This window comes from Micromonospora sp. NPDC049230, assembly GCF_040647875.1.
Lineage (GTDB): Bacteria > Actinomycetota > Actinomycetes > Mycobacteriales > Micromonosporaceae > Micromonospora.
Genome location: NZ_JBEZCZ010000001.1, coordinates 190,390 through 214,180 on the forward strand (window position 1 = coordinate 190,390; position 23,791 = coordinate 214,180).

At 67.1% G+C, this 23,791-nt stretch carries 27 protein-coding genes and 1 pseudogene; 17 read left to right on the top strand and 11 right to left on the bottom strand.

Annotation, left to right across the window (positions count from 1 at the left end; all coding sequences use genetic code 11):
• Nucleotides 1-177 precede the first annotated feature (177 nt).
• Nucleotides 178-393 carry a hypothetical protein gene (locus tag AB0A95_RS00920; RefSeq protein WP_357553519.1) on the top strand — a complete coding sequence of 72 codons (216 nt, stop codon included), beginning with the start codon at nucleotides 178-180 and terminating at the stop codon, nucleotides 391-393.
• A gap of 283 nt (nucleotides 394-676) precedes the next feature.
• On the opposite strand, the gene AB0A95_RS00925 is transcribed toward AB0A95_RS00920, so the two are convergent.
• Entirely contained in the window at nucleotides 677-2,479 is a 1,803-nt protein-coding gene (locus AB0A95_RS00925) for a DUF262 domain-containing protein (RefSeq protein ID WP_357553520.1), read from the bottom strand.
• A gap of 252 nt (nucleotides 2,480-2,731) precedes the next feature.
• Complete coding sequence (locus tag AB0A95_RS00930) at nucleotides 2,732-2,989, bottom strand: hypothetical protein (RefSeq protein WP_357553521.1); 258 nt, start codon at nucleotides 2,987-2,989, stop codon at nucleotides 2,732-2,734.
• Nucleotides 2,990-3,479: 490 nt separating this feature from the next.
• Here AB0A95_RS00930 and AB0A95_RS00935 point away from each other — a divergent pair, with 490 nt between their 5' ends.
• Nucleotides 3,480-3,731, top strand: coding sequence for a winged helix-turn-helix domain-containing protein (locus AB0A95_RS00935; protein ID WP_357553522.1), 252 nt, complete (start codon nucleotides 3,480-3,482; stop codon nucleotides 3,729-3,731).
• Between the two features lie 12 nt (nucleotides 3,732-3,743).
• Here AB0A95_RS00935 and AB0A95_RS00940 read toward each other — a convergent pair whose 3' ends face one another.
• Complete coding sequence (locus tag AB0A95_RS00940; RefSeq protein WP_357553523.1) at nucleotides 3,744-4,433, bottom strand: HAD-IA family hydrolase; 690 nt, start codon at nucleotides 4,431-4,433, stop codon at nucleotides 3,744-3,746.
• Nucleotides 4,430-5,272: a GntR family transcriptional regulator gene (locus AB0A95_RS00945; RefSeq protein WP_357553524.1), complete on the bottom strand. Its 843-nt coding sequence runs from the start codon at nucleotides 5,270-5,272 to the stop codon at nucleotides 4,430-4,432. The genes AB0A95_RS00940 and AB0A95_RS00945 overlap by 4 nt, the downstream gene beginning before the upstream one ends.
• A gap of 136 nt (nucleotides 5,273-5,408) precedes the next feature.
• On the opposite strand from AB0A95_RS00945, the pseudogene AB0A95_RS00950 reads away from it, so the two are divergent.
• The 4 genes and pseudogenes from AB0A95_RS00950 to AB0A95_RS00965 form a co-directional block, all read left to right on the top strand.
• A pseudogene (locus AB0A95_RS00950) lies at nucleotides 5,409-5,627 on the top strand (transcriptional regulator); the annotation flags it as partial.
• Nucleotides 5,628-5,753: 126 nt separating this feature from the next.
• Complete coding sequence (locus AB0A95_RS00955) at nucleotides 5,754-6,617, top strand: aminoglycoside phosphotransferase family protein (RefSeq protein ID WP_357553525.1); 864 nt, start codon at nucleotides 5,754-5,756, stop codon at nucleotides 6,615-6,617.
• A 255-nt stretch (nucleotides 6,618-6,872) separates the two neighbouring features.
• On the top strand, nucleotides 6,873-7,382 hold the full coding sequence (locus AB0A95_RS00960) for a hypothetical protein (RefSeq protein WP_357553526.1): 510 nt from the start codon (nucleotides 6,873-6,875) through the stop codon (nucleotides 7,380-7,382).
• 34 nt (nucleotides 7,383-7,416) lie between these two features.
• Nucleotides 7,417-7,752 carry a hypothetical protein gene (locus AB0A95_RS00965; protein WP_357553527.1) on the top strand — a complete coding sequence of 112 codons (336 nt, stop codon included), beginning with the start codon at nucleotides 7,417-7,419 and terminating at the stop codon, nucleotides 7,750-7,752.
• A gap of 523 nt (nucleotides 7,753-8,275) precedes the next feature.
• Here the strand turns inward: AB0A95_RS00965 and AB0A95_RS00970 are convergent.
• Both AB0A95_RS00970 and AB0A95_RS00975 read right to left on the bottom strand, forming a co-directional pair.
• The gene (locus AB0A95_RS00970) at nucleotides 8,276-8,524 is read right to left on the bottom strand and encodes a hypothetical protein (RefSeq protein ID WP_357553528.1); all 249 of its coding nucleotides are present in this window, start codon (nucleotides 8,522-8,524) and stop codon (nucleotides 8,276-8,278) included.
• Between the two features lie 276 nt (nucleotides 8,525-8,800).
• Nucleotides 8,801-9,184 carry a hypothetical protein gene (locus AB0A95_RS00975; RefSeq protein WP_357553529.1) on the bottom strand — a complete coding sequence of 128 codons (384 nt, stop codon included), beginning with the start codon at nucleotides 9,182-9,184 and terminating at the stop codon, nucleotides 8,801-8,803.
• A gap of 1,503 nt (nucleotides 9,185-10,687) precedes the next feature.
• On the opposite strand from AB0A95_RS00975, the gene AB0A95_RS00980 reads away from it, so the two are divergent.
• The 3 genes from AB0A95_RS00980 (at nucleotide 10,688) to AB0A95_RS00990 (ending at nucleotide 12,352) form a co-directional block, all read left to right on the top strand.
• Nucleotides 10,688-11,326, top strand: a complete 639-nt coding sequence (locus tag AB0A95_RS00980; RefSeq protein ID WP_357553530.1) for an SAM-dependent methyltransferase — start codon at nucleotides 10,688-10,690, stop codon at nucleotides 11,324-11,326.
• A 39-nt stretch (nucleotides 11,327-11,365) separates the two neighbouring features.
• Nucleotides 11,366-11,494 (top strand): hypothetical protein, encoded by a 129-nt coding sequence (locus AB0A95_RS00985; RefSeq protein ID WP_357553531.1) that lies wholly within the window; start codon nucleotides 11,366-11,368, stop codon nucleotides 11,492-11,494.
• A gap of 396 nt (nucleotides 11,495-11,890) precedes the next feature.
• Nucleotides 11,891-12,352: an SgcJ/EcaC family oxidoreductase gene (locus AB0A95_RS00990; protein ID WP_357553532.1), complete on the top strand. Its 462-nt coding sequence runs from the start codon at nucleotides 11,891-11,893 to the stop codon at nucleotides 12,350-12,352.
• A gap of 133 nt (nucleotides 12,353-12,485) precedes the next feature.
• On the opposite strand, the gene AB0A95_RS00995 is transcribed toward AB0A95_RS00990, so the two are convergent.
• On the bottom strand, nucleotides 12,486-12,821 hold the full coding sequence (locus AB0A95_RS00995) for a glyoxalase superfamily protein (RefSeq protein WP_357553533.1): 336 nt from the start codon (nucleotides 12,819-12,821) through the stop codon (nucleotides 12,486-12,488).
• Between the two features lie 118 nt (nucleotides 12,822-12,939).
• Here AB0A95_RS00995 and AB0A95_RS01000 point away from each other — a divergent pair, with 118 nt between their 5' ends.
• On the top strand, nucleotides 12,940-14,322 hold the full coding sequence (locus AB0A95_RS01000) for a hypothetical protein (RefSeq protein ID WP_357553534.1): 1,383 nt from the start codon (nucleotides 12,940-12,942) through the stop codon (nucleotides 14,320-14,322).
• A gap of 21 nt (nucleotides 14,323-14,343) precedes the next feature.
• On the opposite strand, the gene AB0A95_RS01005 is transcribed toward AB0A95_RS01000, so the two are convergent.
• The 3 genes from AB0A95_RS01005 to AB0A95_RS01015 all read right to left on the bottom strand — a co-directional run bounded on the left by AB0A95_RS01005 (nucleotide 14,344) and on the right by AB0A95_RS01015 (nucleotide 17,024).
• The gene (locus tag AB0A95_RS01005) at nucleotides 14,344-15,351 is read right to left on the bottom strand and encodes a hypothetical protein (RefSeq protein WP_357553535.1); all 1,008 of its coding nucleotides are present in this window, start codon (nucleotides 15,349-15,351) and stop codon (nucleotides 14,344-14,346) included.
• 112 nt (nucleotides 15,352-15,463) lie between these two features.
• A complete protein-coding gene (locus AB0A95_RS01010; protein WP_357553536.1) occupies nucleotides 15,464-16,366 on the bottom strand; it encodes an expansin EXLX1 family cellulose-binding protein in 903 nt (300 codons plus the stop codon).
• Between the two features lie 55 nt (nucleotides 16,367-16,421).
• Nucleotides 16,422-17,024: a TetR/AcrR family transcriptional regulator gene (locus tag AB0A95_RS01015; protein ID WP_357553537.1), complete on the bottom strand. Its 603-nt coding sequence runs from the start codon at nucleotides 17,022-17,024 to the stop codon at nucleotides 16,422-16,424.
• A gap of 121 nt (nucleotides 17,025-17,145) precedes the next feature.
• Here AB0A95_RS01015 and AB0A95_RS01020 point away from each other — a divergent pair, with 121 nt between their 5' ends.
• From AB0A95_RS01020 to AB0A95_RS01050, 7 genes are all read left to right on the top strand, one after another.
• Nucleotides 17,146-17,979 (top strand): SDR family oxidoreductase, encoded by an 834-nt coding sequence (locus tag AB0A95_RS01020; RefSeq protein ID WP_357553538.1) that lies wholly within the window; start codon nucleotides 17,146-17,148, stop codon nucleotides 17,977-17,979.
• Nucleotides 17,980-18,130: 151 nt separating this feature from the next.
• Complete coding sequence (locus tag AB0A95_RS01025) at nucleotides 18,131-19,357, top strand: epoxide hydrolase family protein (protein ID WP_357553539.1); 1,227 nt, start codon at nucleotides 18,131-18,133, stop codon at nucleotides 19,355-19,357.
• A complete protein-coding gene (locus AB0A95_RS01030; RefSeq protein ID WP_357553540.1) occupies nucleotides 19,358-20,299 on the top strand; it encodes a redoxin family protein in 942 nt (313 codons plus the stop codon). It begins immediately after the preceding gene.
• 32 nt (nucleotides 20,300-20,331) lie between these two features.
• Complete coding sequence (locus AB0A95_RS01035) at nucleotides 20,332-20,937, top strand: GNAT family N-acetyltransferase (RefSeq protein ID WP_357553541.1); 606 nt, start codon at nucleotides 20,332-20,334, stop codon at nucleotides 20,935-20,937.
• 116 nt (nucleotides 20,938-21,053) lie between these two features.
• Nucleotides 21,054-21,926, top strand: coding sequence for an AraC family transcriptional regulator (locus tag AB0A95_RS01040; protein ID WP_357553542.1), 873 nt, complete (start codon nucleotides 21,054-21,056; stop codon nucleotides 21,924-21,926).
• A gap of 20 nt (nucleotides 21,927-21,946) precedes the next feature.
• Nucleotides 21,947-22,279: a PadR family transcriptional regulator gene (locus tag AB0A95_RS01045; RefSeq protein WP_357553543.1), complete on the top strand. Its 333-nt coding sequence runs from the start codon at nucleotides 21,947-21,949 to the stop codon at nucleotides 22,277-22,279.
• The gene (locus tag AB0A95_RS01050; RefSeq protein WP_357553544.1) at nucleotides 22,240-23,238 is read left to right on the top strand and encodes a hypothetical protein; all 999 of its coding nucleotides are present in this window, start codon (nucleotides 22,240-22,242) and stop codon (nucleotides 23,236-23,238) included. The genes AB0A95_RS01045 and AB0A95_RS01050 overlap by 40 nt, the downstream gene beginning before the upstream one ends.
• Before the next feature lie 3 nt (nucleotides 23,239-23,241).
• On the opposite strand, the gene AB0A95_RS01055 is transcribed toward AB0A95_RS01050, so the two are convergent.
• Nucleotides 23,242-23,739 (bottom strand): NUDIX domain-containing protein, encoded by a 498-nt coding sequence (locus AB0A95_RS01055; RefSeq protein ID WP_357553545.1) that lies wholly within the window; start codon nucleotides 23,737-23,739, stop codon nucleotides 23,242-23,244.
• Nucleotides 23,740-23,791: the final 52 nt, after the last annotated feature.

Genomic DNA, 23,791 nt, shown 5'->3' on the forward strand with positions numbered 1-23,791 from the left:
AGGGTCGGGCACGTCCTGGTGGTGGAGCTGGTGCCGTGACCCGGTGATCCGGTGGCAAGCCAGTCCCGGGGTTGGACTGGCGCGGCAGACGGAAGCCCCGACGCACGACCAGGCCGACCCCGCTGGCTTCCGTAGCGGTCTTGGTGGTCCCATTCGTGGATGAGGTGGGATGAGTGCGTGCCGGAGCTGCTGGAGCACCTGGGGGAGATGGGTCTGGTCGGGCTGGTCAAGATTGACGGCGAGCGGGAGCGCAAGCCCTGGACCGTGGTGATCTCGGGTCAGCGGCTCGATGGTGCGGCGATAAGGGCCGACGGCCACAGCCTCGATTACTGCCTGCGGCATGTGGTCGCCGCGCTTCACGAGCGCTTCCCAGACGAACTTGCGCTGAGCTGAGATCCGACTGTGGGGCGGTGTCCCGGCGGCTGTCGGTGGCTCACCGCCCCGGCGCCGTAGGCGGCCGGGGCGGCTTGCCGCCGGCCGGGCTTGCCGCCCCGCACCGCGCGGAGCGCGGTGCCTTGATCTATAAGAGAACAGTTCGGCAACGTAGACTGGTTCTGATGTGTGTAGGGCTATTGCTAGACCTGTTGGACTGGCCGTAACCGTGCTTGCCTGTGCCCATCCTAGAATTCGCTCTAACGTGCCGGGCGATGTAGTCGTAGGTCGTAGATGCAAGGTGCTAGACGAAACGCATGGTCAATTCCGAGACTTTTACCGAGCCGGCCGCCTTTTCGGTGGAGTCGCCCTCACGCCAATAAGCATCTTCACCAACAAAGGAGATCATTTTCTGGCGGGGTACTGTGATGACGATTACTCCTAAGCCATAATATTCGTTGAAGTCGATCGAAGATAGCACTTCGTCTTTAAGGGGTTGGCTCAGCTTCGAGTTCTTAATCTCTTTCTTCCATCGAGCTAGATATGCATCGACATTTTCGTTTAGTGCCGCTGCCTCGCGATTAATGCCAACCACAAAGCGTTTGCCCACCTCTATGGGCTCAACTCCGTAAAGCTGGCGGACTCGCTGAGCTGCGCTTGCTTTATCGGCAACGCCGATGATTATCTTACCTTCTCGATCTTTGCCATTGTTGGCTATCGCGCAGATGGTATTGATCACCGCCGGAAAGACCTCCTGATTGATTTTCCCGGATCCGTCCATGTGAATTATGCCTTGTTTCAGCTCGTAGAACGGAAGTTCAGGCGTCGATCTAACGATGGCACTGTCGATGTCAAAGGTCGAGTGCGTTCCTCGATTCTCTGGCGGGTCGTTGTCTACAAGGCATCCGGCAATAAGCGACTTGATCGAGTCTATGTTCTTCCGCCGCTCAGTTGGGGTGGTAGCCCCCCGGTGCGTCACAATGCGCTTACTTAAGCCCGAAAGGGACGTCTGTGCAAGTTCATGATCCGATATTTTCTTGCGCCCCTGAATAATAGCCTCATGAAAGGCTATTACTAGAGTCGCGAAAGCTGCTGGGAAAGAGTTGGTGTTCGTCCCTGCAAAGAGGAGTAGTCGAAGCCTTTTCGATTTCCCTGCCTGCGTTATCTTTTCGATCTCGTCAATGCATTGCTTAAGTTCCGCTTTGAACCGATCAGCTCCGTAAACAGTCAGAGCGTCATCAATTCTCTTGGCGTCATCAACCCTCCTGCTGTGGCCATCGCTGTAACTCTTTATATGTACGTCAGCATCGTAAATGCCGTCCAAAGCTTCCTTTGAGCGGGCAATAATGCGCCCGCCAAGGATGCACGCAGAAATGTCTGCCAGGCATTGTTCATCCAGCGAATCACGCAAATCGGTCGAGGTTAGAATCCCCTGTTTGACCCAGAATACGTTCTCGGCCGTGATCGAGTATCCGTGTTTCACTTTGGGAAGGTCGATGCTGATAGAGGGCATAGAGGATAACTCTAAGGTGTTCTCTGAGGCGTCTCCCCTAATTTCGCAAGCGATTTCTCGTACGAGTTGTGAGAACTTGCTTTGGGTTCCAGCTTGTCGCCGCTCTTGGTCGCTGAGTCTGTGGCCATATGTGTTAATCCGAGCGAAAACGTCGTCGATTTCAGACTCGGTGGCGCCACGCATCACTGTAATCGCGAGTGTGTAGTCTAAGTAGGCGGTGACCGCCGATGCTCCGAGATAATCGCCACCCTCCGCGACCGTAAAGCATGCGTTATCGGCCCGTTCCTTGGCTGTCGGAAAGCGAGATACGTCAAAAAATTTCTCATCCAGGGTCTCGAACGAGTTCTCAATGAATGAGACGATAGTGTGAAGGCGCTGCAACCCATCAATTACTTCATAGGTCCCTCCCGGCCTTTCTGCCAAGAGGATGGCTGGAACGGGGAACTTTTTGAGAATAGACTCTACAAGCTTTTTCTTTTCTATCTGACTCCATACTAGCTTCCGTTGATAGCGCCGATTTACAAAAAGCTTGCCTTCGCTGTACCAAGAGTAGATCGATTGGATTGACTTTGGCTGGGAGTCGAGATCTGCCACACGAAGACAGTGTCATACGATGCTAGGAAGCGCAATCACGAACACTTCCTGGTGTGCGGAAGTGATCTTCCGGGTTCCCGTAGGGCGTCACAGGCAACAAAGATCCGTCTCGCGGGGCAAATCCCAGGATCGAAGAGCCTGTGGGATGCACTCGACAGCTCGGGATGCCCTTTTCTCAGCGGCTACCTCCGGCAACATCTCGGCGAGACGGTTTGATCAAATTTCGGACTCAAGTCGGGATGGTTGCATGAGTCAGGTGTTCGGCGGGGAGGGGCGATCCGTCCGGTCGACCCGCATGAGTCGCAGTCCTGCCCTCTGCACGAAGAGGGTTCGTCGCGCGACGGCTTCTCCCTTGCGGTCGAGCTGGTAGCCGTCGAGCCAAACCCAGTGGTCGTAGGTGACCCAGTCGAGTACGCGGATGACTCGGAACATGATGGGGTTGATGAACTGGACGCTTGCGGCTCGGGTCAGATGTACGACATCCCCGGCCTTGGGCAGGGTTACCGCCATCGTCCGTTGAGTGCGCGGTATCGGCGCCAGGTCCAGATGCGGGAGCGTGCGATGACGGCCATGGGGCAGAAGCCGGTGTCCGTGCATCTCCAGCACTTGTTGCGCCGGTGGTAGTCGAGGCAGCAGGCGGCACGCTGGACGAGCAAGGGTACTCGGCGGGTCACAGGGGCCTCCGGTCTGCCGACGATCGCCACTCGGCACCGAGGGTCGTCATTGGGGCGACGCTCGTGTGCTGGCTGGTGGGTTCGTTCCAGCCGGGTTGGCGTGCCTGTCGTGGTGGGGGTGCGGCTCCGGCTCGGTCGGGGTAGACCGTGGCTGGTCCAGTTCGGTCGAGCTGAGGTGTCGGGGTGGGCAGTCCGAGCCACTTCCTGAGCCGGATGAACATCAGCGCCTCCGCTGGTTGGACCCCCAGCCCCAAAAGCATGACGTCTAGAACGTCCAGGACGTACCGCACGATCAGGGCGTACAGGTCGTTTCTAGGTTGGGGGGTGTGGTCAATCCGTTGTCGCCAACGCCGTTGTATGTGCAGCTCGCCGACCTGCTGACTAAGCGGATCGAGGCGGGCAAGTTGGTGTCGGGTCAGACCCTGCCGAGCGAGACACAGCTTCGGCAGGAGTTCGGTGTCAGTCGCGGCACGGTCCGCGCTGCGGTGGCACTACTGCGCGAGCGCGGGTTGGTCGTGACCATGCCGCAACGCGGTACCTACGTCACGGCCCAGGACGTGACCGAGGCCGGTTCGTAGCGTCGTCCTGCTCTACAACTCGTTCACGGCGAAGGCGGCCACCAGGTCGGCCATGCTGTCGATGACCACGTCTGCGGCGGCCAGTCGTTCGCGTTTGCCGGGCTTGTTGGCGTACCCGATGGCGGCGACCCCGGCGGCGTGGGCGGCTTCGATGTCACTGGGGGAATCTCCGACGAAGACACAGCCGGCTGGGTCGGCGCGGAGTTCCCGGATGGCGTCCAGGACTGAGGCGGGGTCGGGCTTCATCCGTCGCGGGTCGGCGGTGGGTCGGCCGATGACCGGATGGATGTAGCTGGTCAGCCGGCGCACGTTCAGGTAGGTGTGAACCGAGGCGGCGGAGTTGTTCGACACCATCGCCACTCGTCGGCCGGTCTGCTGGGCGGCAACGATGACCTCACGCCCGTACGGGGTGGGCTCGGCGGTGCGGGCCGCGGTGACCTCCTCGCGGGACAGCGCTTCGTCGACCAGGCGGACGACGGCGGGCCGACCCAGTGTGGCGGTGAACCGTAGGACAGCCAGCGGATCACGTTCAGCCAGTATCGCCGGCGGCAGGGTGACGGCCTGGTCGACGAGCAGCCGGCGCAACTCGTGGGCGACAGTCGATGCGGAGTGCTGGGCGAAGACCCTGCATACCGGGCCGTCGAAGTCGAGCAGCACGACGCGGGCGCGACCGATGATCTCGGTCAGGGCGGTGGGGCTCACGAGGCGTACTCGCGCGAAATGGTGCCCCACATGCTGTCGAACCAGGCGCGGGCCTGCTCGACGTAGAGGGCGTCGTTCGAGTTGTCGTCGTCGCTGGGCGTGAACGGGAACAGGATCGCGTCCTTGCCCATCGCGTCGTAGATCGCCACCGGCTTGCCCTCGATGGAGACGGTGTGCTCGACCACGGGGTAGAAGCCGAAGAAGGCTTCCTGTTCGTTGATGATGAACAGCTTGAACAGGGGCGCGGCGTTGTGGACGCGTACCTCGGCGGTGGCGGTCTTGACCAAGCCCAGGTCGGCAAGTTCCTGGACGGCGTCGGTGACGGCATGGATGGACCGGTCGGTGATGCGGCGGGCGCGGGCGCGGATGGCGGGGTCGTCGGCCTGGTCCTCGGCGCGGCAGGGGATCGCCATCGGTGCGGTCATGTCGGAGATCAGCACCCTTAGCCGGATCGACTCCGGGGTGAGTCGGCCGATGCGGACCCTGTCCAACGTCTCCTGGATCGCGTTGTAGAGCGTCTCTCCGGAGAAGCCGGCGAAGTCGATGGTGACGTTGGGTGCCTCGAAGGCGCGTTCGACGTGGGGGCGTAGTCCGACGGGGCGTTCGGTGTTGGCGCGGACGAAGGTGCCGCTGCCCTGGCGCGTGACGATCAGGCGTTCCTCTTGAAGCTTGCGCAGGGCGGCCTTGATCGTCTCGCGAGCGACGCTGAAGCGTTCGACGAGGTCGTGTTGTGAGGGCAGTTTCTCGCCGGGGGCGAACTTGCCCGTCTTGATCTCGGCGCGGAGTGCGGCGGCGATCTGTTGTGACGGGGTGCGGGGGTCGTCGGGGTCAAGACTCATGCACGGAGAGTACCGCTGACTAGCCAGGCTAGGAAAGCTCCCCAGATTGTGTTGACGTGACTAGCCAAGCCGGCCTACCTTTGATCCATACCGCCTGGCTAGTCAGGATAGTCAGGTGAGATCAGGAGGTTGAGCAATGGCTCTGCGTGGCGGTACGAGGTTCGCCGTGCGTTGTGAGGACGTGTTCCCGGCGGGGTGCGCGTTGGTGCCCGAGTCGCTGGGCGAGGTGGAGGACTACGACGAGAAGACCGGCCGGCGCTCTCCAGCGAAGGACAAGCTGACCGGCCAGCGGGTGTGGCAGGTGCGGGTGATGGACCTTCACCCGGAACCCGGGAAGCGGTCCCGGCGGACCTCAGGCATGCTGATCCCGGCTTCACTCTCCGGGTCTACACGCACCTGATGCAGGCCTGCGAGGAACGTACAGGTAATCAATCGTGAGTTGTCCTGGTCATGACTCTTCTCCCGGTAGGAGCCTTCCCTGGTGATTGTCCGACCTCGAATCGACCGCGTGCTTGTCGAACGGTTGATCGAAACGCAGTTCCCACAATGGGCCGGGCTGCCGTTGCACCTGGTTGAGCCAGGCGGGTCCGACCACGTCATCCATCGGCTCGGGGAGGACCTCGCGGTCCGGTTGCCCCGGCACACCGGTGCCGTCAGTCAGGCCGAGAAGGAGTATCGGTGGCTGCCACAGTTGGCCCCGCACCTACCGCTGGCCATCCCGCAACCGGTCGTGGTGGGTCGACCGGACTTCGGGTATCCGTGGCCCTGGGCGGTCTCGCAATGGCTTGACGGCGAGGTGGCAACCTCAGACTCGCTGGGGCAGTCGCGGGAGGCCGCCGTCGCGCTGGCCGGTTTTCTCAGCGCACTTCAGCGGTTCCCGGCCCGGGAAGCGCCGCAGGGTGACGGGCGGGAGTTGGCTGCTCGAGACGACGACACACGTACCGCGATCGCCAAGGTTGCCGGGGTCTTCGACGCGGCGGCCTTGATGTCGGTCTGGGAGACTGCGCTGAGCGCACCCGGCTGGAATCGCCCACCGGTCTGGTTCCACGGCGACTTCCACACGGGCAACATTCTGACCGTGAACGGCCGGGTCAGCGCCGTGATCGACTTCGGTGGACTCGGTGTCGGCGATCCGGCACGGGACATGACCATCGCCTTCACTCTGATGTCGCGCGCCACGCGTGCCGTCTTCCGCGCCGCGCTCGGCGTGGACGACCCGACGTGGGCAAGGGGGCGCGGATGGGCAGTCGCTACCGGCCTGAACGCCTACTGCTCGTACGCCGCCTCCGATGCGCGGGTGGCCGCACAGACCACCCGGCAGATCACGGAAGCGCTGATCGGTTGATGGACTCGCGGCGCTCCGGGATACCGATCGGCTCAGAGATCGACCACCGAGCGTGGCCAGCTCAGAGACCTGATCAAGGCGGATGCCGCCGACGAGCTGTGCGAGGCCAAAGCAACGGCGACCCGTAACGCTGCCCGGCTCGCGATCGGGCAACTCCTCGACCACCGGCGTCATGCCAAGTCGTACCATCGGTCGGATGATCGGCCCCTCGCTACCCACAGTGCTCGTCCTGGTGGTGACGTGAGGCGCCGCGTGGTGGGCATTCTTGCCCTGGGCGCACTGTCGATGTCCCAGGGCGGCTGTTCTGTGCCGTTCAGCTGCCCGAAGCCGGAGGCGACTGTCGACGCATCCGTGCACACCGAGGCCGCGCCGATCGAGTCGGAGCTGCAACCGCTGGGTCGGGTCCTGGAGGTCCACTGGTGGGAGTGGACAGAGAACGGCCGCTGCGACTTCAACGTTGGCGACCTCTTCCTGGTGCGTGAGGGCGCGGTCCGGGTTGCGCAGGCCGACATTGCCAGGCTGACCGAGTTGACGACAGCCCTGGACGTGGACATCCCCGACGACGTCGCACCACACCCGCGGCTGTCGTCCTGGCTGCCCGCCGAACCGGAGTGGCGTGGTGGGACCGGCCTGGATTGGAGCGACGGCGAGGAAGGCTCGTCCGTGTCAGTCTCATACTTGCTGGACTCGGCGAGCGGCGTCGTCTTGTTCCGATCCGACGCCAACTACGACCCGGCGTCGGCTCCGACCGCCTCACCCTCCTGACGGGGCCCCACAATCAACCGCGAGGGGGATCGGCATGGCATTGACCAGGAAGGGCTCAAGGCTCATCACTGTCGACGGCATCGTCTACCGGTGGCGAGTACGTGGGAAGCCGACCTACGACCAGGCGCTCTGCGAGCGACCACTCACCTTCGCCATCGAGCAAGCCGACCGCAAGGGAAGCGTGCTGCTGGTCAGCATGCCTCAAAACCATCCGAGCAACTGGTTCGGCGGCCCGCCCGTTCCGGTACTTCCGTCGACGGTCGCGGCAGTCGTCCGCAGGGCTCTGGCTGAGGGATGGCGACCTGGCGAGCCGGCGGCGGCTTTCCATGTGACTGTGCCCGACGTGTCGCCAAAGCCACAGACTCCTTGACCCTCAGCCAGCAATCAGCGCCCACTGACCCCGTCAACTAGCGCGCTATGCCGGTTCTGCTGGCCGCCACAGCCCACCGACGCCCAACCACGTGCGCCTCGCCCGGCTCGTCTTCGGTCCGCGACAACAAGATGCGAGCCAGTTGCCTGGTGCTTTCGACGATGTCATAACCATCGAATATGGTCCCCGCCCGATTGTAATAGCGAGGTGTCCGGTTCGGACGTGACTGAGGAGGTGGAGGAGTGGCTCGACCGCGACGTGGCACTCCCGCGCTCTATCGAATTGCCCAGTGCTGGATGTGGGAGTATCGAACGGTTTCCCCTGACTTGTATTCAGTGGTGATTGGTTGGGGTGAACCGTTCTGCTTCAGGTGTGGATGGCTTGCAGCCGTCGATGACACCCTTCCGGAGCTGGATGATGTATGGAACTCTGCGAGCGGGTGGCTCGAAAGGGCTCACCTGCACGATCATGCGCTCGGTGGCTCAATGGAGGCATTAAATCTAGTTCCGCTTTGCCGCCACTGTCATGACATGATGCCGTCTTTCGATAATCGCGACGACGCAATCGAGTACATCAATGCTGGTGTTGGCAAGAGTTGGTTTTGGCAGCTCTGCTCGGATTCAATCGTTTTCGCTGGTGTGCCTGGATCAAGATCGCGGTCGAAGACAAAATTCATGCGCCAGGCTTTTGCGTGTGCGAGCGAGATTGATCGCATTATTTCCAACTTCGACGAAGATGTGGAAAGAGCGGCCAGGGGGGTCAAACCGCTCATCGCCCAGTTGTATGGATATACCGGTGACCTGGCATGCCTCGACCGTGGTGAGGGGAGGGTTGGTCGTGGACCGGGGGGGCCGGCAGGTCATCTGGGGGTTGGATCCTAGGAAACCCGACCCGACCCGTGGCCGATGTCGATTGGTCGTCGACTGTCAACTCGACCGGCGATCCGCCTCCACGGGCTCGCTGCCGTCTCCTGCCCCCACCCGTTGGGGATCGCTCCCGGACGGGCAGGGCGGCGGGCCGCCCCGCCTCGGCCCCGCCGGCCCCGCCACTACTTCCTTCGGCGCTCCCTCCCGGTCAGCCACATCCGCGATACGAACACGATCAGGGCGAGGATGAAGACCACGGGCGGCCCCCACGCTTTGACAGGCCCTGGCGCACCAACTAGCAGCAGAATGAGTGCCGCGCCTGCGGGCCAGATCAGCACCACAAGTGCGTCCACGAGGTGGGAGAAGCTCGCGGAGGTCCGGCCGGCTCCGTCCCGGAGCCGCACCCTTCCCTGGAAGATTCCAGCCTTGATCTCAGCCTCGGCCTCGATTTCAGCCTCGGCCTCGATGTCTTCGGTCTGCCCCCTCGCCGTCGGCTCGCTCTCCGGGTATCCCTGCTGCGTCAGGTCGACGTCGACCTGACGCTCAGGCTGGGTGGGACTCGTCATGCCCCTGTACACCTTTCGCCTGTTGATAGGGCTACTCCCCCGCCACAGCCCTTTCCACCTCTACGCGTAGACCCAGCAGGGCTACGGCCAGTCACCCTAGCACCAAGGATCACATCCTCACCGCCAGCATCACTCCCACTTTTGTCTGCATGAGCGTACTGACGACGATCAGTCGCACGGAAGCGGTGGAGAGTCGCAGACCCGACACTATGCTTGGTGGTAACGGATACAACACTGAGGGTAACGTCCCCCATTGCCACATGGACGTAGGGTCGTTACCCCCAAGTGACATGGACAACACTGCACAGTGACTGTCGGTGGGAGGCCGCGCCGAGCCGAGGTAGGCAGTCTTGCGAGCATGACGGCTGTATCTCGCGATCTTCGCATTTGGCTGCTATCGTGCCGCGACTGGTTGGCACCTAGTCCAGACTGTGACAGTGTGAGACGCTGGAACAGCCGCAAGCGATGCATACGTTGTATGACTGTTGAGGCGGTCGTCAGGCAGGCATGAGTGGGGCTATGAGCCTTTTGAGTGCTTACCGCACCGCAGTGGCGAGCAGGAGGTTGCCGTCCTTGCGGTTTGCCAAGGGTGCTAGCCCAGGCCTGCGCCTAGAGGAGAAGGAGTACGCCGTGGTTAAGACGGGAAGTGTGCTGGGCGGGCCAGGGGCGGGACTGGAACCTCAGCTCACGACCCCTGACCATCCGAGAGGAGTGGACGTGAATAGCCGATCCAGCCAAAGCCGAAGACAAGCCGAGACGGAGCAGCCTGGAGACCCCAAGGGTGACCGCCCGGCCGACACTGGCGGCGGCGGTGGCAGTGGAGGCGCTGGCAGCTCGCTGGTTCGCGTAACGGTCAATCTAACGCCCCGCGCCGTGGAAGCCCTGGACCAGGCTTGCGAGAAGACGCGAGACACCAAGACCGACACGATAAATAGAGCCTTGGTCGTTTACAATCTCGTACTTGAATTGCTCGAACGCGGGGGCGGGCGACTCAAGCTGGAGACCCGCGAGGGACAAACCGAGATCGTCCACATCCTATAAGTTGATTGCAGTAAAGGCCCTCCCGCTAACACCCCTCAAGCGCTAGTGCTGCAATGAGCAATGCGTGAAGCCCGGATCCTTCCGGGCTTCACGTGTACCGGTCGGGGTTCCCGCGTTGCCACTCCCGGCAGCCCTTTGTCATCCGGGCAGACACCGCAACGCCAAGCGTGGCAGTTGTTGCTTTCGATCGCCGCTGACGGCCCGATCGTCACCGGGACTTCTTCATCGTCACTCACCCTCAGCTAGCCAACCCGGGGCTGCCAGCGCATTTGCCTTCTCGGTTGGGCGGGGTTGTGGGATTGCCGGTCGGGAGCCGCTACTCATCGTCGAGGCGCCACTCCGTTTGTCGGGTCCCGTTGAAGGGCGTGGAACTCCGGATGGCGGGATGGGCATAGCGTTGAGGGTGGGCGTGTATTGGTGCCGGAGAACGCGGCTCGCCCACCGGATGGCAGTATGGCTTCGGTGACCGCCACGAGGGACTGGCACGACTGGCACCTGCCCTACGGCGACGACACATCGCCGTTGTCGCGGCGGCTTCGGCTCGTTCAGCAGCACATCAACGACTGGCTTGGCCATCGGTCGGACTCCTCGCTCCGGGCCGTCAGCGTGTGCGCGGGACAAGGGCATGACCTGATCGGCGCCGTTGCGCCGAGGTCGGACGCTTATCGGGTACGCGCGGAGTTGATCGAGTACGACGCACGCAACGTGGCAGCAGCCCGCATGGGCATCGCTGCCGCCAAGCTCACGGGGTTCACCGTCACCCAAGCCGATGCGGGCGACTTCGCCGCGTACGGCACGGCCGCCCCTGCTGATCTGGTCGTCCTCGCGGGGGTGTTGGGCAACCTCAGCGAGAGCGACGTGCGAGCGACGATCGATGCTCTGCCCCGGCTGTGCGCTTCCGAGGCAACGGTGATCTGGACCAGGACGCGCCGCGATCCCGATCTCACCCCGGCTGTACGCGGCTGGTTCGCCGCCGCCGGCTTCGCCGAGGAGGCCTTTCACGCACCGTCCGACGTGCTGTTCTCGGTCGGCGTTCACCGGTTCCACGGACAACCGCAGCAGGCACCATCGAGCGGCAGAATCTTCGCGCTTGTCGCGTGAGGCGCACGCGGCCAGCGCCATGCTTGGGGCGCCTCGGGGATGACTCATCCAGAGCGAGCCGGTTTCCGCCAGGACGACCCGGCCGCCGACCTCGACGGTGTCATCCGCGCCTGGTCGGGTCAGGATCTGCGATCCCTTGCCCTGCGTGATGTCCAGCGCCCGGCGTAACTCCGCGGTGAGCGCGATCGCGGACGCTCCGGTGGCCTCATCCTCGATGATGGCGTCGCCCGGCGCGGAAATCCCCTGGTACGCACCCGACCGGCGGCTCGGTCCTGCCACGCCCACGCGTACAGCCACCCGTCGCCGGGCGGCGGAGGCGGCAGCGCGTCGACCTCCTCGGCTGAGGCGTACCGCTGCATGCGCCTGGAGGGCGCCCATCGTGCGCGACCTCTGATCCAGGTGAACTCGCCGTCCTGCCAGGTTGACACCGTGCCCGCTGGCGGGCGTAGGAGTTTCGGGGTGGTTCGGAGCCGACTCAGCAACCAGGACGTGCCCACCAGGGGGTGCCCGGCGAACGGCGGCGCTGGCCGGCCCGCCGTCACCCTGCGTGGCAGGATGAGAGGCATGGCCGAGGAAAGCGTCGCCGTACAGCGGCTATATGAGGAGCTGCTGACCGCCTGGAACGACCGCGACGCGCGCCGGTACGCCGCCTTGTTCGCCGACGACGCCTCGCTTGTCGGCTTCGACGGCAGCCAGGTCAGCGCGTCGGAGTTGGAGGGGCACCTGGCGCCGATCTTCACGGACCATCCGACCGCCTCGTACGTGTGGAGAGTGCAGGAGGTGCGTCCGCTCGGTGAGGCGGTCGCGCTGCTGAGAGCGCGGGTCGGGATGGTCCCACCAGGCCAAACAGATGTGAACCCGGCGGTGAACGCGGTGCAGTCGCTGATCGCGGTGCAGCAGAACGGGACGTGGCGTGTCGCGTTGTTCCACAACACGCCGGCGCAATACCACGGCCGGTCGGACCTCGCGGACCAACACACAGCCGACATGCGCGAGGCCATCGCCGAGGCCAGGGGTCGCTTCTGACGCTGCGTAACCCAGTTGCGGCATGGGCTCGACAGCTACCTGCCCGTCCAGCCCGATCTGGGCGAACGCGTCCCCTCTCACGTCGGCATCCCAACGGCAACCGCACGGAAGGCGGTATGAAGCCTCCATCGGCTCATCGGGGGAGTGCCCCGACGCGGAGTCGGTTGCCGTCAGGGTCGACCACCTCGAACTCATGCCCCCAGTCCTCTTGTTCGACAGTTGCCACGCCGCAGGCAGCCGCGACTGCATCGATGTCGTCGACGTACAGATACAGCAGGGTGTCTGGCCGCGCGTCCCCGGTGTGCTCCGACAGATGGATCTCCATATCGCCCCGGGCGATGCTCACGTAGAGCGGCAGGTCAGAGGCGAACCGGTGCTCCCACTGCCGCACGAATCCAAGGCGTGAATACCAGGTCGCGGCGGCGATGGCGTCCGTGGTCCGGAGGACAGGTGCAAGGCGTTCGGGCATCCAGGCAGTCTGGCACCAAGTTGCGATGGCAACCCGGCAGGGCAGCGCACCGAACCGTTGCGGCGGCTCACAGCGCCTATGCGGCAGACGCCTTGACCTCGTGCTGGACGATGGGCTGGTGAAGGTACGGCAGCCGTACTTCGATCGTGTTGTTCTTCTGTTCTTCGGGATGCTGCTGCTCACCGGAGCTGTCGGGATCGCGTACGCGCTGCTGGATGTCGCCTGGGTCGGCCTGTTCCTGGGCGCGGCGGCCGTGGCGCTCGGCCTGGCGACGGGTGGCCGGCTGGTGCGGGACGCGGTGTTGCCGTTCCGCGTCGACATCGATTCGCAGGGCTGGTCGGTGCGGACCCCGAAGCTCACATGTCACCTGCGGTGGGACGAGGTTGCCGCGGTGGTGCTCGTCGACGATCCGGCGGCCGTCGGGCGACGCACCCTGCGGGGGCCGCGTCTGCTGTTGGTGCCCGCCGCCGGGGTGCGCCTGGGCGTCGCGTTGCCCGAGAAGAACCCGGTGGACGGTCGGGCGGCCATCGAACTGTTCGAACTCCGCGAGGTGAAATACGAGGAGGGGCAGTTCGCGCGGGACCTGGCGGTGTTGGCGGGCGAACTGTTGCACGATCTGTGTCGACAACCGGTCCTGCCGACCGACGCGGTCCCCCTGCGGCGCTTTCCGGACGAGCCCGACCGTGCCCGGCTGGTGCGGTGGCTGGACCGGCGTCGGGCCCTGCTGTTCGCCGGCTGGTACCTGTTCGTCCTCGTTCCTCCGCTGCTGCTGATCGACGCGGCGGCACTGCGCAACGAGCTGCTCGGCGTCATCGTGCTGGTCGTGTCCCTGGTGGTGGTCGGCTTTGTCACCACCCTGGCTCGGCGATTCACCGAGAGTTGCCGGGACCTGGTCGACGGGGAGGCGATGATCGACGGCTCCGGCCTCATGCTTGGTCCTGACCCGACGGCGCCCCGGATCAGCCTGCTGTCGGGGATCGTCCGGGTGCGGCGACCCGGTCAGCTCAGCGGCTTCGGTAGGGCGTGGGTGCTCGTCCGCTCGGCTGACGAGGAACCTCCGGTGCCTCTGCTGCTCCTCGCCGATCCCCGCACCGGGCTGCTTCGCGATCGGGACGACCTGCGGGCACTGGAGGCGGTCCTGCGTCGCTCCGCCGACGAACGGGACCGTGCCGCGGGTCGGCAGCTCGACGAGCTGGCGGCGCGGGCACCGGCATCCGTCGCGTCGCCCACCCTGCCCTCGTCGGGAGCCCTACCGGCCCGCGCACACGCGACCGCCGTGTGGGAGGCGGCGAAGGGGGTGGGGCGTGCCGTCGTGCTGCTCGGTGTCGTGGTCACCGTCATGATCGCGGGTGGCGGGGTGGTCGAGCAGACGACAGTCGTGGGGCCCGCCCTGCTCGCCACCGCCGCCGGCCTGTTCTTCGCGTGGCTCGTCTACGCGGTGTACCGCGTGGTGGTGCTGCTCCGGACGCTGTTCGCGATCCTCGCGCGCCCGTTCCGGTGAGCCGGGATGGGGGCGTCGTCCTCAGAGCCCGGTGCTGGGGTCCGGCACGGTGACCCGCGCCGGGGTCCGCGCCCCGAAGACGGTGGCGACCAGGTCGCTCACCGTGTGCACCCCCGCGTCGATCGTCTTGCCGGGTGGGAGTTGGTACATGATGGCGACGACATAACGCTGGCCGTCGCCGGCGAATCCCACGGTGTTGGTGACCCAGTGCTTACCGCCCGGGTCTGGCTCGATCGACCAGCCGTTCTTGGTGCCGGGCTGCTGTGTGGCGCCGGCCGCCCACACGCCCCAGTGCTGGATCGAGCCGACCGAGCGCATCGCGTCGAGGAGGTAGGCCCGGTCGGTCGGGTCGAGGCGGTCCAGCACGTACGACATCAACCGTTGTAGATCGTCCGCCGTGCACTTGAGGTGTCCCCAGAAGCGCGAGTAGCCGGCGACGGTGGTCAGCCCTGTCATCCCGTAGCGCTGCTGGAAGCGTTTGAGTTGGCTGTCGCGGCCGTAGCGGTTCCACAGGGCGGTCGCCGCGTCGTCGGAGGAGACGCTGAGCATGTCGGCGATCTGCCGGCGTGCGGTGGCGTCGAGTGTGATCTCGCCGGCACGGGCACGCTCCAGCAGGCCCACGGCCATCGCGAGCTTGATGGTGGAGGCTGTCCAGATCGGATGGTCGGTGGTCCCTGCCTGCCAGAGATCGCCGGTCCGCCGGTCCCGCACCAGGATGCCGAGGACCCCCGGTTTGGTCGTGACCAGGGTGGCCGCCGCGGTGAGGCGCCGGCGCTGCGCCTCGTCGGCGCTGACCGAACCTGACTCGCCGGGCTGCACATCCGGCGCCTGACCCAGCCCGCTCGTCGAGCGTGGCGGGGTGGCCCCGGCGGTCGGCGGGCCGGCCGGGCCGTTCGAACAGCCGGTGAGCACGAGCACCGCGGCCAGCGCCGCGAGAGCCACTGATCGTCCGGTGGAACGCCGGGCCGGCTGCGCGGCCGCCAGGTCGCCTCCATGGGCCGCGTCGCCCTCGAACCATCTGGCTGTCACAGCGGGCGATCATAGTCCGGCCTGGGGCCGCGTCCGGTGCCGCCCGCGATGCCGGCCAGGTTCCTCGGGTGGCTGTCCCTGGTCCGCCGGCCGCGCCGGTCAAGCCGGCGGGTCAGCAGCGCGGACGGTCGAGCGGGGCGGCACCGGCGAGCGCCTCGACTGTCGCCGTCGGTGCGGCCGACTCTGTCGGGGTCGGCGAGGGCGCAGTCGTGGGAGTCGGCGGGGACACAGCGCTGGGTGGGGCGGCACTGGCGAGGGCAGCCGTGCTGCGTTGGACCCGCTGAGGGGTCATCCGGATGCCGGTGGCGGTGGCCTGACGCCCGTACACGTCGGTGACCCTGATGCGAAAGGGCCCGGGGCCGAGGCCGTCCTCGACGGTCCAGTAGTTGTCGCTCTGCCGGGCCGCCTTGCGGAAGCCGCCGCCCGGTCCCGCCGCCTCGACCGAGCGCAGCGGGTTGCCGTGGTTGCCGACCTGCACCGCGAACCAGTACCGCGAGGCGCCGCTCTTCATCCGGAAGGTGAGGCCGCCGTCGAGTGGCGGGTTCACCACCGCGCGGTACGTCACCGACGCGATGCCCTGCGCCCGGTCCGCGATCTTGGCGAACGCCTCGTCGGAGAGATCGATCTTGCCGGTGCCGCACCCGCCGCACTGGTCCATGACCAGGACCCGCACCTTGCCCTTCGGGCCGCTCACGTCCAGGTAGCTGCCGCAGGCCGCCGACCCGGCGTACGCGGACGCGCCGAGGGCCACGTAGAGCCGGTCCGCCGGCGGGCCCGGGAAGGAGCAGGTGCCGCCCGAGCGGCCCGCGTCGTAGAAGCTGGCCTTTCCCTTGTGGACGGCGTTGCCGGTCGGCGGGGCGGCGCAGGCCGGGGCGGCGCCGCCACGGACGGCGAGGGTGATGCCGAGTACTGCCGCCAGCGCGGTGACCCCGGCGCCGGCCAGCCAGTGTCTGACCCGCCGACTCGACCGAGGTGTGCCGTTGTCGTCGTCGGGGGCCGTGCCTGGTGCCGTCACGGCGCCTGATGTTGCCGCATGGCGCGGGGGCGGCGCAAAGCCGTCCCAGCGATCGTCACTCGGCGGATTGGCGGGGGCGCAGTCCGTTCAGGGCGGTGGTGACGACGAGGTCGGCGTACTCGGCGGTGAGCGGCCCACCGCGTTGCAGCCAGCGGCTGAACACCGGTCCCCAGATCAGGTCCACCGCCACGTCGAGGTCGATGTCCCCGGCGAGTTGGCCGGCCCGCTGGGCGCTGCGCAGGCGCTGCCGTTTGGCCTCCTTCAGCGGCCCGTCCAGGCGCTCGGCGTAGACCGCCGCCAGCTCGGGGTCGTGGGCGATCTCGGTGGCCAGCGCGCGCATCGGCTGCTCGTACCGGGGATCGTTCAGCTCCTCGACGGTGGCGCGCAGCACCAGGGTCAGGTCCGCCGCCAGGTCGCCGGTGTCCGGCAGGGTCGGCGGCCCACCCTCGGTGGCCTCGCTGAGCAGGAGGAACGCGTCGAAGATGACAGCGCCCTTGGACGGCCACCAGCGGTAGATGGTCTGTTTGCCGACGCCGGCGCGCGTGGCGATGCCCTCGATGCTGACCTTCGCGTACCCGACCTCCTGGAGCAGGTCGAAGGCCGCGCTGAGGATGGCGCGTCGGGAGGTCTCCCGCCGGCGTGCCGTGTTGGGCGTCATGAGGCGGCACGATACCAGCAACGAGACGGACCGTCTCGTCTTGACGGGTGCCCAGTGCGGGCCTATTCTTCTGGCATAACGAGACGGACCGTCTCGTCTCGCTTCGAGGATGGAGACCGACATGCGTACCTGGTTCATCACCGGCGCCAGCCGCGGTCTGGGCCGCGCGTTCGCCGCCGCCGCGCTCGACCGGGGTGACCGGGTGGTCGCCGCCGCCCGGACCGTCGCGAGCGACGACTTCGACGAGCGGCACGCCGACCGGCTGCTGGCCCTGACCCTCGACGTGACCGACCGGGCGGCGGTCATCGCCGCCGTGCACACCGCCGTCCAGCACTTCGGACACCTCGACATCGTCGTCAACAACGCCGGCGCCCTGTCCATGGGCATGATCGAAGAGTTCACCGAGGCGCAGGCGCGCGCCCAGTTCGAGGTCAACCTCTTCGGCGCGCTGTGGGTCAGTCAGGCCGTGCTGCCACACCTGCGGGCCCAGCGGTCCGGCCACCTCGTGCAGATCTCCAGCATCGCCGCCCTCGGCGGCTTTCCGAGCACCGGTCTGTACAGCGCGAGCAAGTTCGCCCTGGAGGGCATGAGCGAGGCGCTGGCGATGGAAGCGGCGGCCTTCGGCGTCAAGCTCAGCATCGTGCAGCCGGGCGGATACTGGACCGACCTCTACAGCAGCCTGAGCGCCACCACGCCCCTGCCGGCCTACGCGCCGCTGCGGGCCGAGTTGGAGCGGCAGTGGGCGGACAGCTCGATCGACAGTGCGCCCCGGCTGGCCGCCGAGGCGTTGCTGCGCCTGGTCGACAGCGACGACCCGCCGCTGCGGCTCCTGCTCGGGAGCATGGTGTACGACCTGGCGTTCGACATCTCCCGCCGGCGGATGGACACCTGGGCCGGCTGGGAGCAGGTCAGCCGCGCCGCCGAACACGCGGTCGCGGCACCCGGGGCGCACTGACGGCGTATCGCCACGGGTGCGGGGTGCGGCGTTCTAGGCTCCGAGATATGGCGGCGGCGTGCCCATCTCGAATTGGCACAGAAGTCCGGGCAGTGCCTTCACCCCATGTTTTCTCCTCACGAGGCGCAAACCTAGACGGAGAGGAACACGCATGGCTGTCAAAACCAAGACCCGTCCCGGTACGACGGAGATTCGGCCCTTCGGCGTCGACATTCCGCAAGCCGACCTTGATGACCTGACGAGGCGCATCAAGGCGACCCGCTGGCCGGACAAGGAGACGGTGGACGACCAGTCGCAGGGCGTGCCACTCGCGACAATCCAGGCCGTCGCCCGCTATTGGGAGAACGAGTACGACTGGCGCACTGTCGAGGCGCGACTGAACGCCCTACCGCAGTTCATGACCACCATCGACGGGGTGGACATCCACTTCATCCACGTGCGCTCCAGGCACGAGGACGCGCTGCCGCTCATCGTCACCCACGGCTGGCCCGGGTCGGTGATCGAGCAGTTGAAGATCATCGAACCGCTCACCGATCCCACCGCACACGGCGGCAGCGCGTCGGACGCCTTCCACCTGGTGATCCCGTCGTTGCCGGGCCACGGCTTCTCCGCCAAGCCGACCACGCCCGGGTGGAACCCGCAGAAGATCGCAACCGCCTGGACCGAGCTGATGACGCGTCTGGGCTACACGCGGTTCGTCGCGCAGGGGGGCGACTGGGGCGCGGTCATCGTGGATCAGATGGGCCTCCAGGCGCCCGCGGAACTGCTCGGCATCCACACCAACATGCCCGGTGCGATCCCATCCGAGATCGACCTGTTGTTCCAGGGCGACACCACTGGCGCGAACAACGCCATGGGCTCGTTGCCGTCCGGTCTGTCCGCCGACGAGATGCGCGCCGCCGAGGAAGCCAACTACGTCTGGAAACACGTCGCGTACGCCCTCATGATGGCGACACGGCCGCAGACACTCACCGCTCTGGCGGATTCCCCGGTCGGACTGGCGTCCTTCCTGCTCGACCATGACGCGAAGAGTCTCGCCCTGATCGCGCAGGTCTTCGACGGCGCCAAGGCGGGCCTCACCCGCGACGACATCCTGGACAACATCTCGCTTTACTGGCTGACGAACACCGCGGTCTCCGCGTCCCGCCTGTACGCGGAGAACAAACTGTCGTTCTTCGCAGCCAAGGGCGTGACCATCCCGGTCGCCGTGAGCGTCTTTCCCGACGAGCTGTACGAGGCGCCGCAGAGTTGGGCCGAGCAGGCGTACTCCAATCTCATCTACTACAACAAGCTCGACGTGGGTGGGCACTTCGCGGCCTGGGAACAGCCGAAGATCTTCTCCGAGGAGCTTCGCACCGCCTTCCGGTCGCTGCGCTAGATGGCCGTGCATTTGCCCGCGCTCAACGGGGCGGCCGAGTGGCTCAACTCCGAGCCACTCGGCCCCGCCGACCTGGGCGGGCGCGTCGTCCTTGTCAACTTCTGGACGCTGACCTGCATCAACTGGCTGCGCCAGGAGCCGTACGTGCGTGCGTGGTCGCAGGCGTACCGCGACGACGGGCTGATCGTCGTCGGGGTGCACACGCCGGAGTTCGCGTTCGAGCACGAGGTCGACTGGGTGCGGCGGGCGGTCGCGGCGCGATCGATCGACTACCCGGTGGCTGTCGACAACGACTACGCGATCTGGAGCGCGTTCGACAACCACTACTGGCCGGCGCTCTACTTCGTCGACACCGACGGGGTCATCCGCGACGAGCACTTCGGTGAGGGGCGCTACGAGCAGTCCGAGCGGGTGCTCCAGCAACTGCTCGGCATCGAGCGCGACCCCGTACCCGTCGAGGGGGTCGGCCCGGAGGCGGAGGCCGACTGGACCAACCTGCGCACCCCCGAGACGTACCTCGGTTTCCGTCGCGGCGAACACTTCGCGTCGCCGAACGGCCCGGCGCTCGACGAACGCCGCGCCTACCAGGTGCCGGAGAGCCTGGGCGTCAACACGTGGGCCCTGGCGGGGGAGTGGACGATCGGGTCGGAGAACGTCACGCTCGACCGGGCCGGCGGCGGCATCGCCTTCCGGTTCCACGCCCGCGACGCGCATCTCGTGCTGGCCCCCGGGGCGGGAGCGCCGATCCCGTTCCGGGTGCTGCTCGACGGCGCGGCGCCCGGCCCGTCGCACGGCGTCGACGTCGACGCCGACGGCAACGGTGTGCTGGAGGACGGCCGCCTCTACCAGCTCGTCCGCCAGGACGGCGCGGTCGGTGAGCGGACCCTGGAGGTCACGTTCGGTGAGCCCGGGGCCGAGGCGTACGCCTTCACCTTCGGCTGACGCGCGCCCACCCCCGGATAGCATCGACTGCTGTGACAACGCCCGAGATCACCATCGCCACCCCAGCGGACCGCGGCGCGGTCATCGGTACGCTGGTCGCCGCATTCGTCAGGGATCCCATCCTGCGGCACCTGTTCCCCGACGACGAGACCTACCCGCGCCACGCCGCCACCTTCTTCGGGAACCTCTTCGACAAGCGGGTGCACCGCTCGTCGATCTGGACTATCGGTGGGGGCGCGTCCGTCGCCATCTGGGAGCCACCAGCCGAGGACCATGCCACCCTGGACGACGGGCTCTCCGCTCACTACCCCGCCGACGTGCTGGTCCGCGTCCAGGGCTACGACGACGCCGTGCACGCCGCGCTGCCGACGTACCCGTTCTGGTATCTCGGCGTCCTGGGCACCCACCCGGGCAGCGCCGGACGCGGGTGGGGTCGTGCCGTCATGCGGGCTGGGCTGGATCGTGCCGCCGCCGACGGCCTGCCGGCGATCCTGGAGACCAGCAAGCCGGGCAACGTCGCGCTGTACCGCCGGGCCGGCTGGGAGGTGGTGGGCCTGCTGGCCGAGCCCGTGCCCACCTGGATCATGCAGCAACAGCGCGAGGGTGCACACCTCGCCGAGGCTCTCTCCGCGAGGTAGCGCGGCGTCGACGGTGGCGATCGTGCGGCCGTACCCGACCGATGCGGGCATCGGATGTCGGGTGGGCCACCGGCTCCGCGACCTAGCGTCGGTGCTCGAAAGGGAAGGAGTGCCGGGTGCTGGATCGGCTCAACGAGGCCATGGCGTACATCGAGCGGCACCTCGACCGCAGGATCGAGGTGGCCGAGCTGGCGCGGATCGCGCTGACGTCGGAGTACCACTTCCGACGGCTGTTCTCCGCGCTGGCCGGGATGCCGCTGTCGGAGTACATCAGGCGACGTCGGCTCACCGTCGCCGGTGCGGACGTGCTGGCGGGGGAGCGGACGTTGCTCGACGTCGCGGTGCACCACGGCTACGGCTCGGCGGAGGCGTTCGCCCGTGCGTTCCACGCCGTGCACGGCGTGGGGCCCGGAGAGGCTCGGCGTACGGGGGCAGCGTTGCGTGCCCAGCCCCGGATGTCCTTCCGACTCACCGTCGAAGGGAGCGGCAGCATGGAGTACCGAATCGTCGACAAGGACGCGTTCACGCTGGTGGGGCGCAAGGCCCGGGTCCCCCTTGTGCACGAGGGGATGAACCCGGCGATCGTCGCGTTCGTCCGGAGCATCGACACGGAGACGACCGCGCGGATCGAGGCGCTCTCCGACCAGGAACCGAAGGGGATCGTCAACGTCAGCGACAACCTCGCCGACGGCCGCCAGGAGGGCGCCGAGCTGGACTACTGGCACGGCGTGGTCACCGGCGCCGTGCCACCGGAGGATCTGGACGCGCTGCCGGTGCGGGCCGGCACGTGGGCGGTGTTCACCACCTCCGGGGCGTTTCCGCAGGCCGTGCAGCACCTGTGGCGCGACGTGTTCACCCAGTGGTTTCCGTCCAACCCGTACCGCAGCCGACCCGGACCGGAGATCTCCCGGGTCCGGGTGTCCGCGGACGGCACCGAGGCCGACGCCGAGCTGTGGTTCCCGGTCGAGAGGACCCCCACCCCTATGTAGAGTTCCGATACAGTGGTGGGGTGCGGATCACCATTCCGGTCGCCAAGGTGCTCGCGGCGCTGCTCGCCGAGCCCGACGAGCAGCGCTACGGGCTGGACCTGATGCGACTGACCGGCCTGCCCAGCGGCACCCTCTACCCGGTGCTGCACCGGCTGCGAGAGGCCGGCTGGCTGGCCGCCGACTGGGAGCCGATCGACCCGGTCCAGGCTGGCCGGCCGGCCCGTCGCTACTACCGGCTGACCGCCGAAGGCGCGGCGCAGGCCCGGCGGACGCTCGCCGACCTGCGTGCCGCGATCCCCGACGGTCGTCCCTCGTGGGGTGGCACCGAGCCGACCGGCGCGCCGGCGTGGTGACCCGTCGCGCCGCCGAGCTGCTGTTGGAGATGGCCGCGCGTCGGTGGCCGGCCGACGTCCGCGAGGATCTGCGCCGCGAGTGGGCCGCCGAGGTGCACGTGCTCGCCGAGAGCGGTCGCTGGACGACGATGCTGGGCTTCGCGGTGAGCCTCGCGGTCAGTCGGGCCGGCGCTCCGGTCGTCGACCGCCGCCTGCTGCGCGGTCGAGTCGGCCGTACCGCTGCGGCTCTGCTGCTGTCCCCGATCGCCTGCGTCGGGATCGTGCTCGGCGGCGCGTACGCGCTGGACCCGCTTCAGCCCTGGCTGGCGGGAGTGAGCTGGCCGCAGCGGGCACAGCAGCCAATCTGGACGGCGCTCACCGTCGTGCTGGCGGTGCTATTGGCGATGGTCGCCGCGCGCTGGGCCCGGCACGGCGCACTCGACGGCCCGCTGCGCATCGCGCTCGGCGTGGTGCTGCCCATCGGCGTGACAGTGGTCGTGCTGCTGTCCGCCCTCGTCCCGGAAGACCTGGCCACCTCGGTCCCCGGGCTGCTGCTCTGGTTGGCCGGTCTGACGCTCGTCCTCTGGGCCGCGGCGAGCCTCGCCGCCCGCAACCGCCTCCGCGCGGCCTGGTGGGTGGGCATCCTCGGCGCACTCGCCGTCGCCGACCTCGCGGTGGTTCTCGCCGTTGTCGACGCCATCTCGGCGGGCAGCCGCGCCGGGCCGGTCATCGGTCCGACACCAGTGGACAGCATCGACCGCGGCTCCGCGCCGCTGTGGCTCCTCGCCGCCTGGACAGACTGGAACATCGGCCTACCCCGGCCCGCCATCCCGTGGGAGATCTTCGGAATCATCACCGAGCACGTGCTGGCGGAACCGATGCTCTACCTGGCCTGCACGCCGTACGCGCTCGCGTACACCATCCGGGCCGCGCGGTCCGCGCCCACCGCGCCGGTCGCCCTCACACCGACCCCGGTGTGAACCTCAGTCGGGCACGTCGTCCCACGTCGTGCCCGGCTCCAGGTAACCGGCCACCTGCTTCTCGCGCAGCGCGTACGCGATGACCAGCAGGGCGTGCTTGTCCAACTCGGGCAGCCGGTCCACCGAAAACCACCCCACGGCCAGCGACTCGTCGTCGTTGACCCGGGCGGTGCCGCTCACGAGCCGGCACAGGAAGCCCAGATTCAGGTACTCGCAACTGTCACCGTTGGGGTAGGTGTGCGGATGCGAGACGGCGCTGGACAGGCGCACCGGCGCCACCTCCAGGCCGGTCTCCTCGCGCACCTCGCGCACCAGCGCGGTGGCCGGCTGCTCGCCCGGCTCGACGAAGCCGCTGACCACCGACCAGCGGCCGTCGTCGGCACGTTGGCCGAGCAGCAGCTCGCCGGCGTCGTTGCGAACGACGGCGCTGACGCTCGGCAGCCAGAGCAGGTCGTGACCGACGTGCTTGCGCAACCCCACGATGTAGTCCGGTGTCGCCATCGGGTGATCATAGGCCGCGACCCCCGCTGGCCAGCCGCCGCGCGGGCCAACC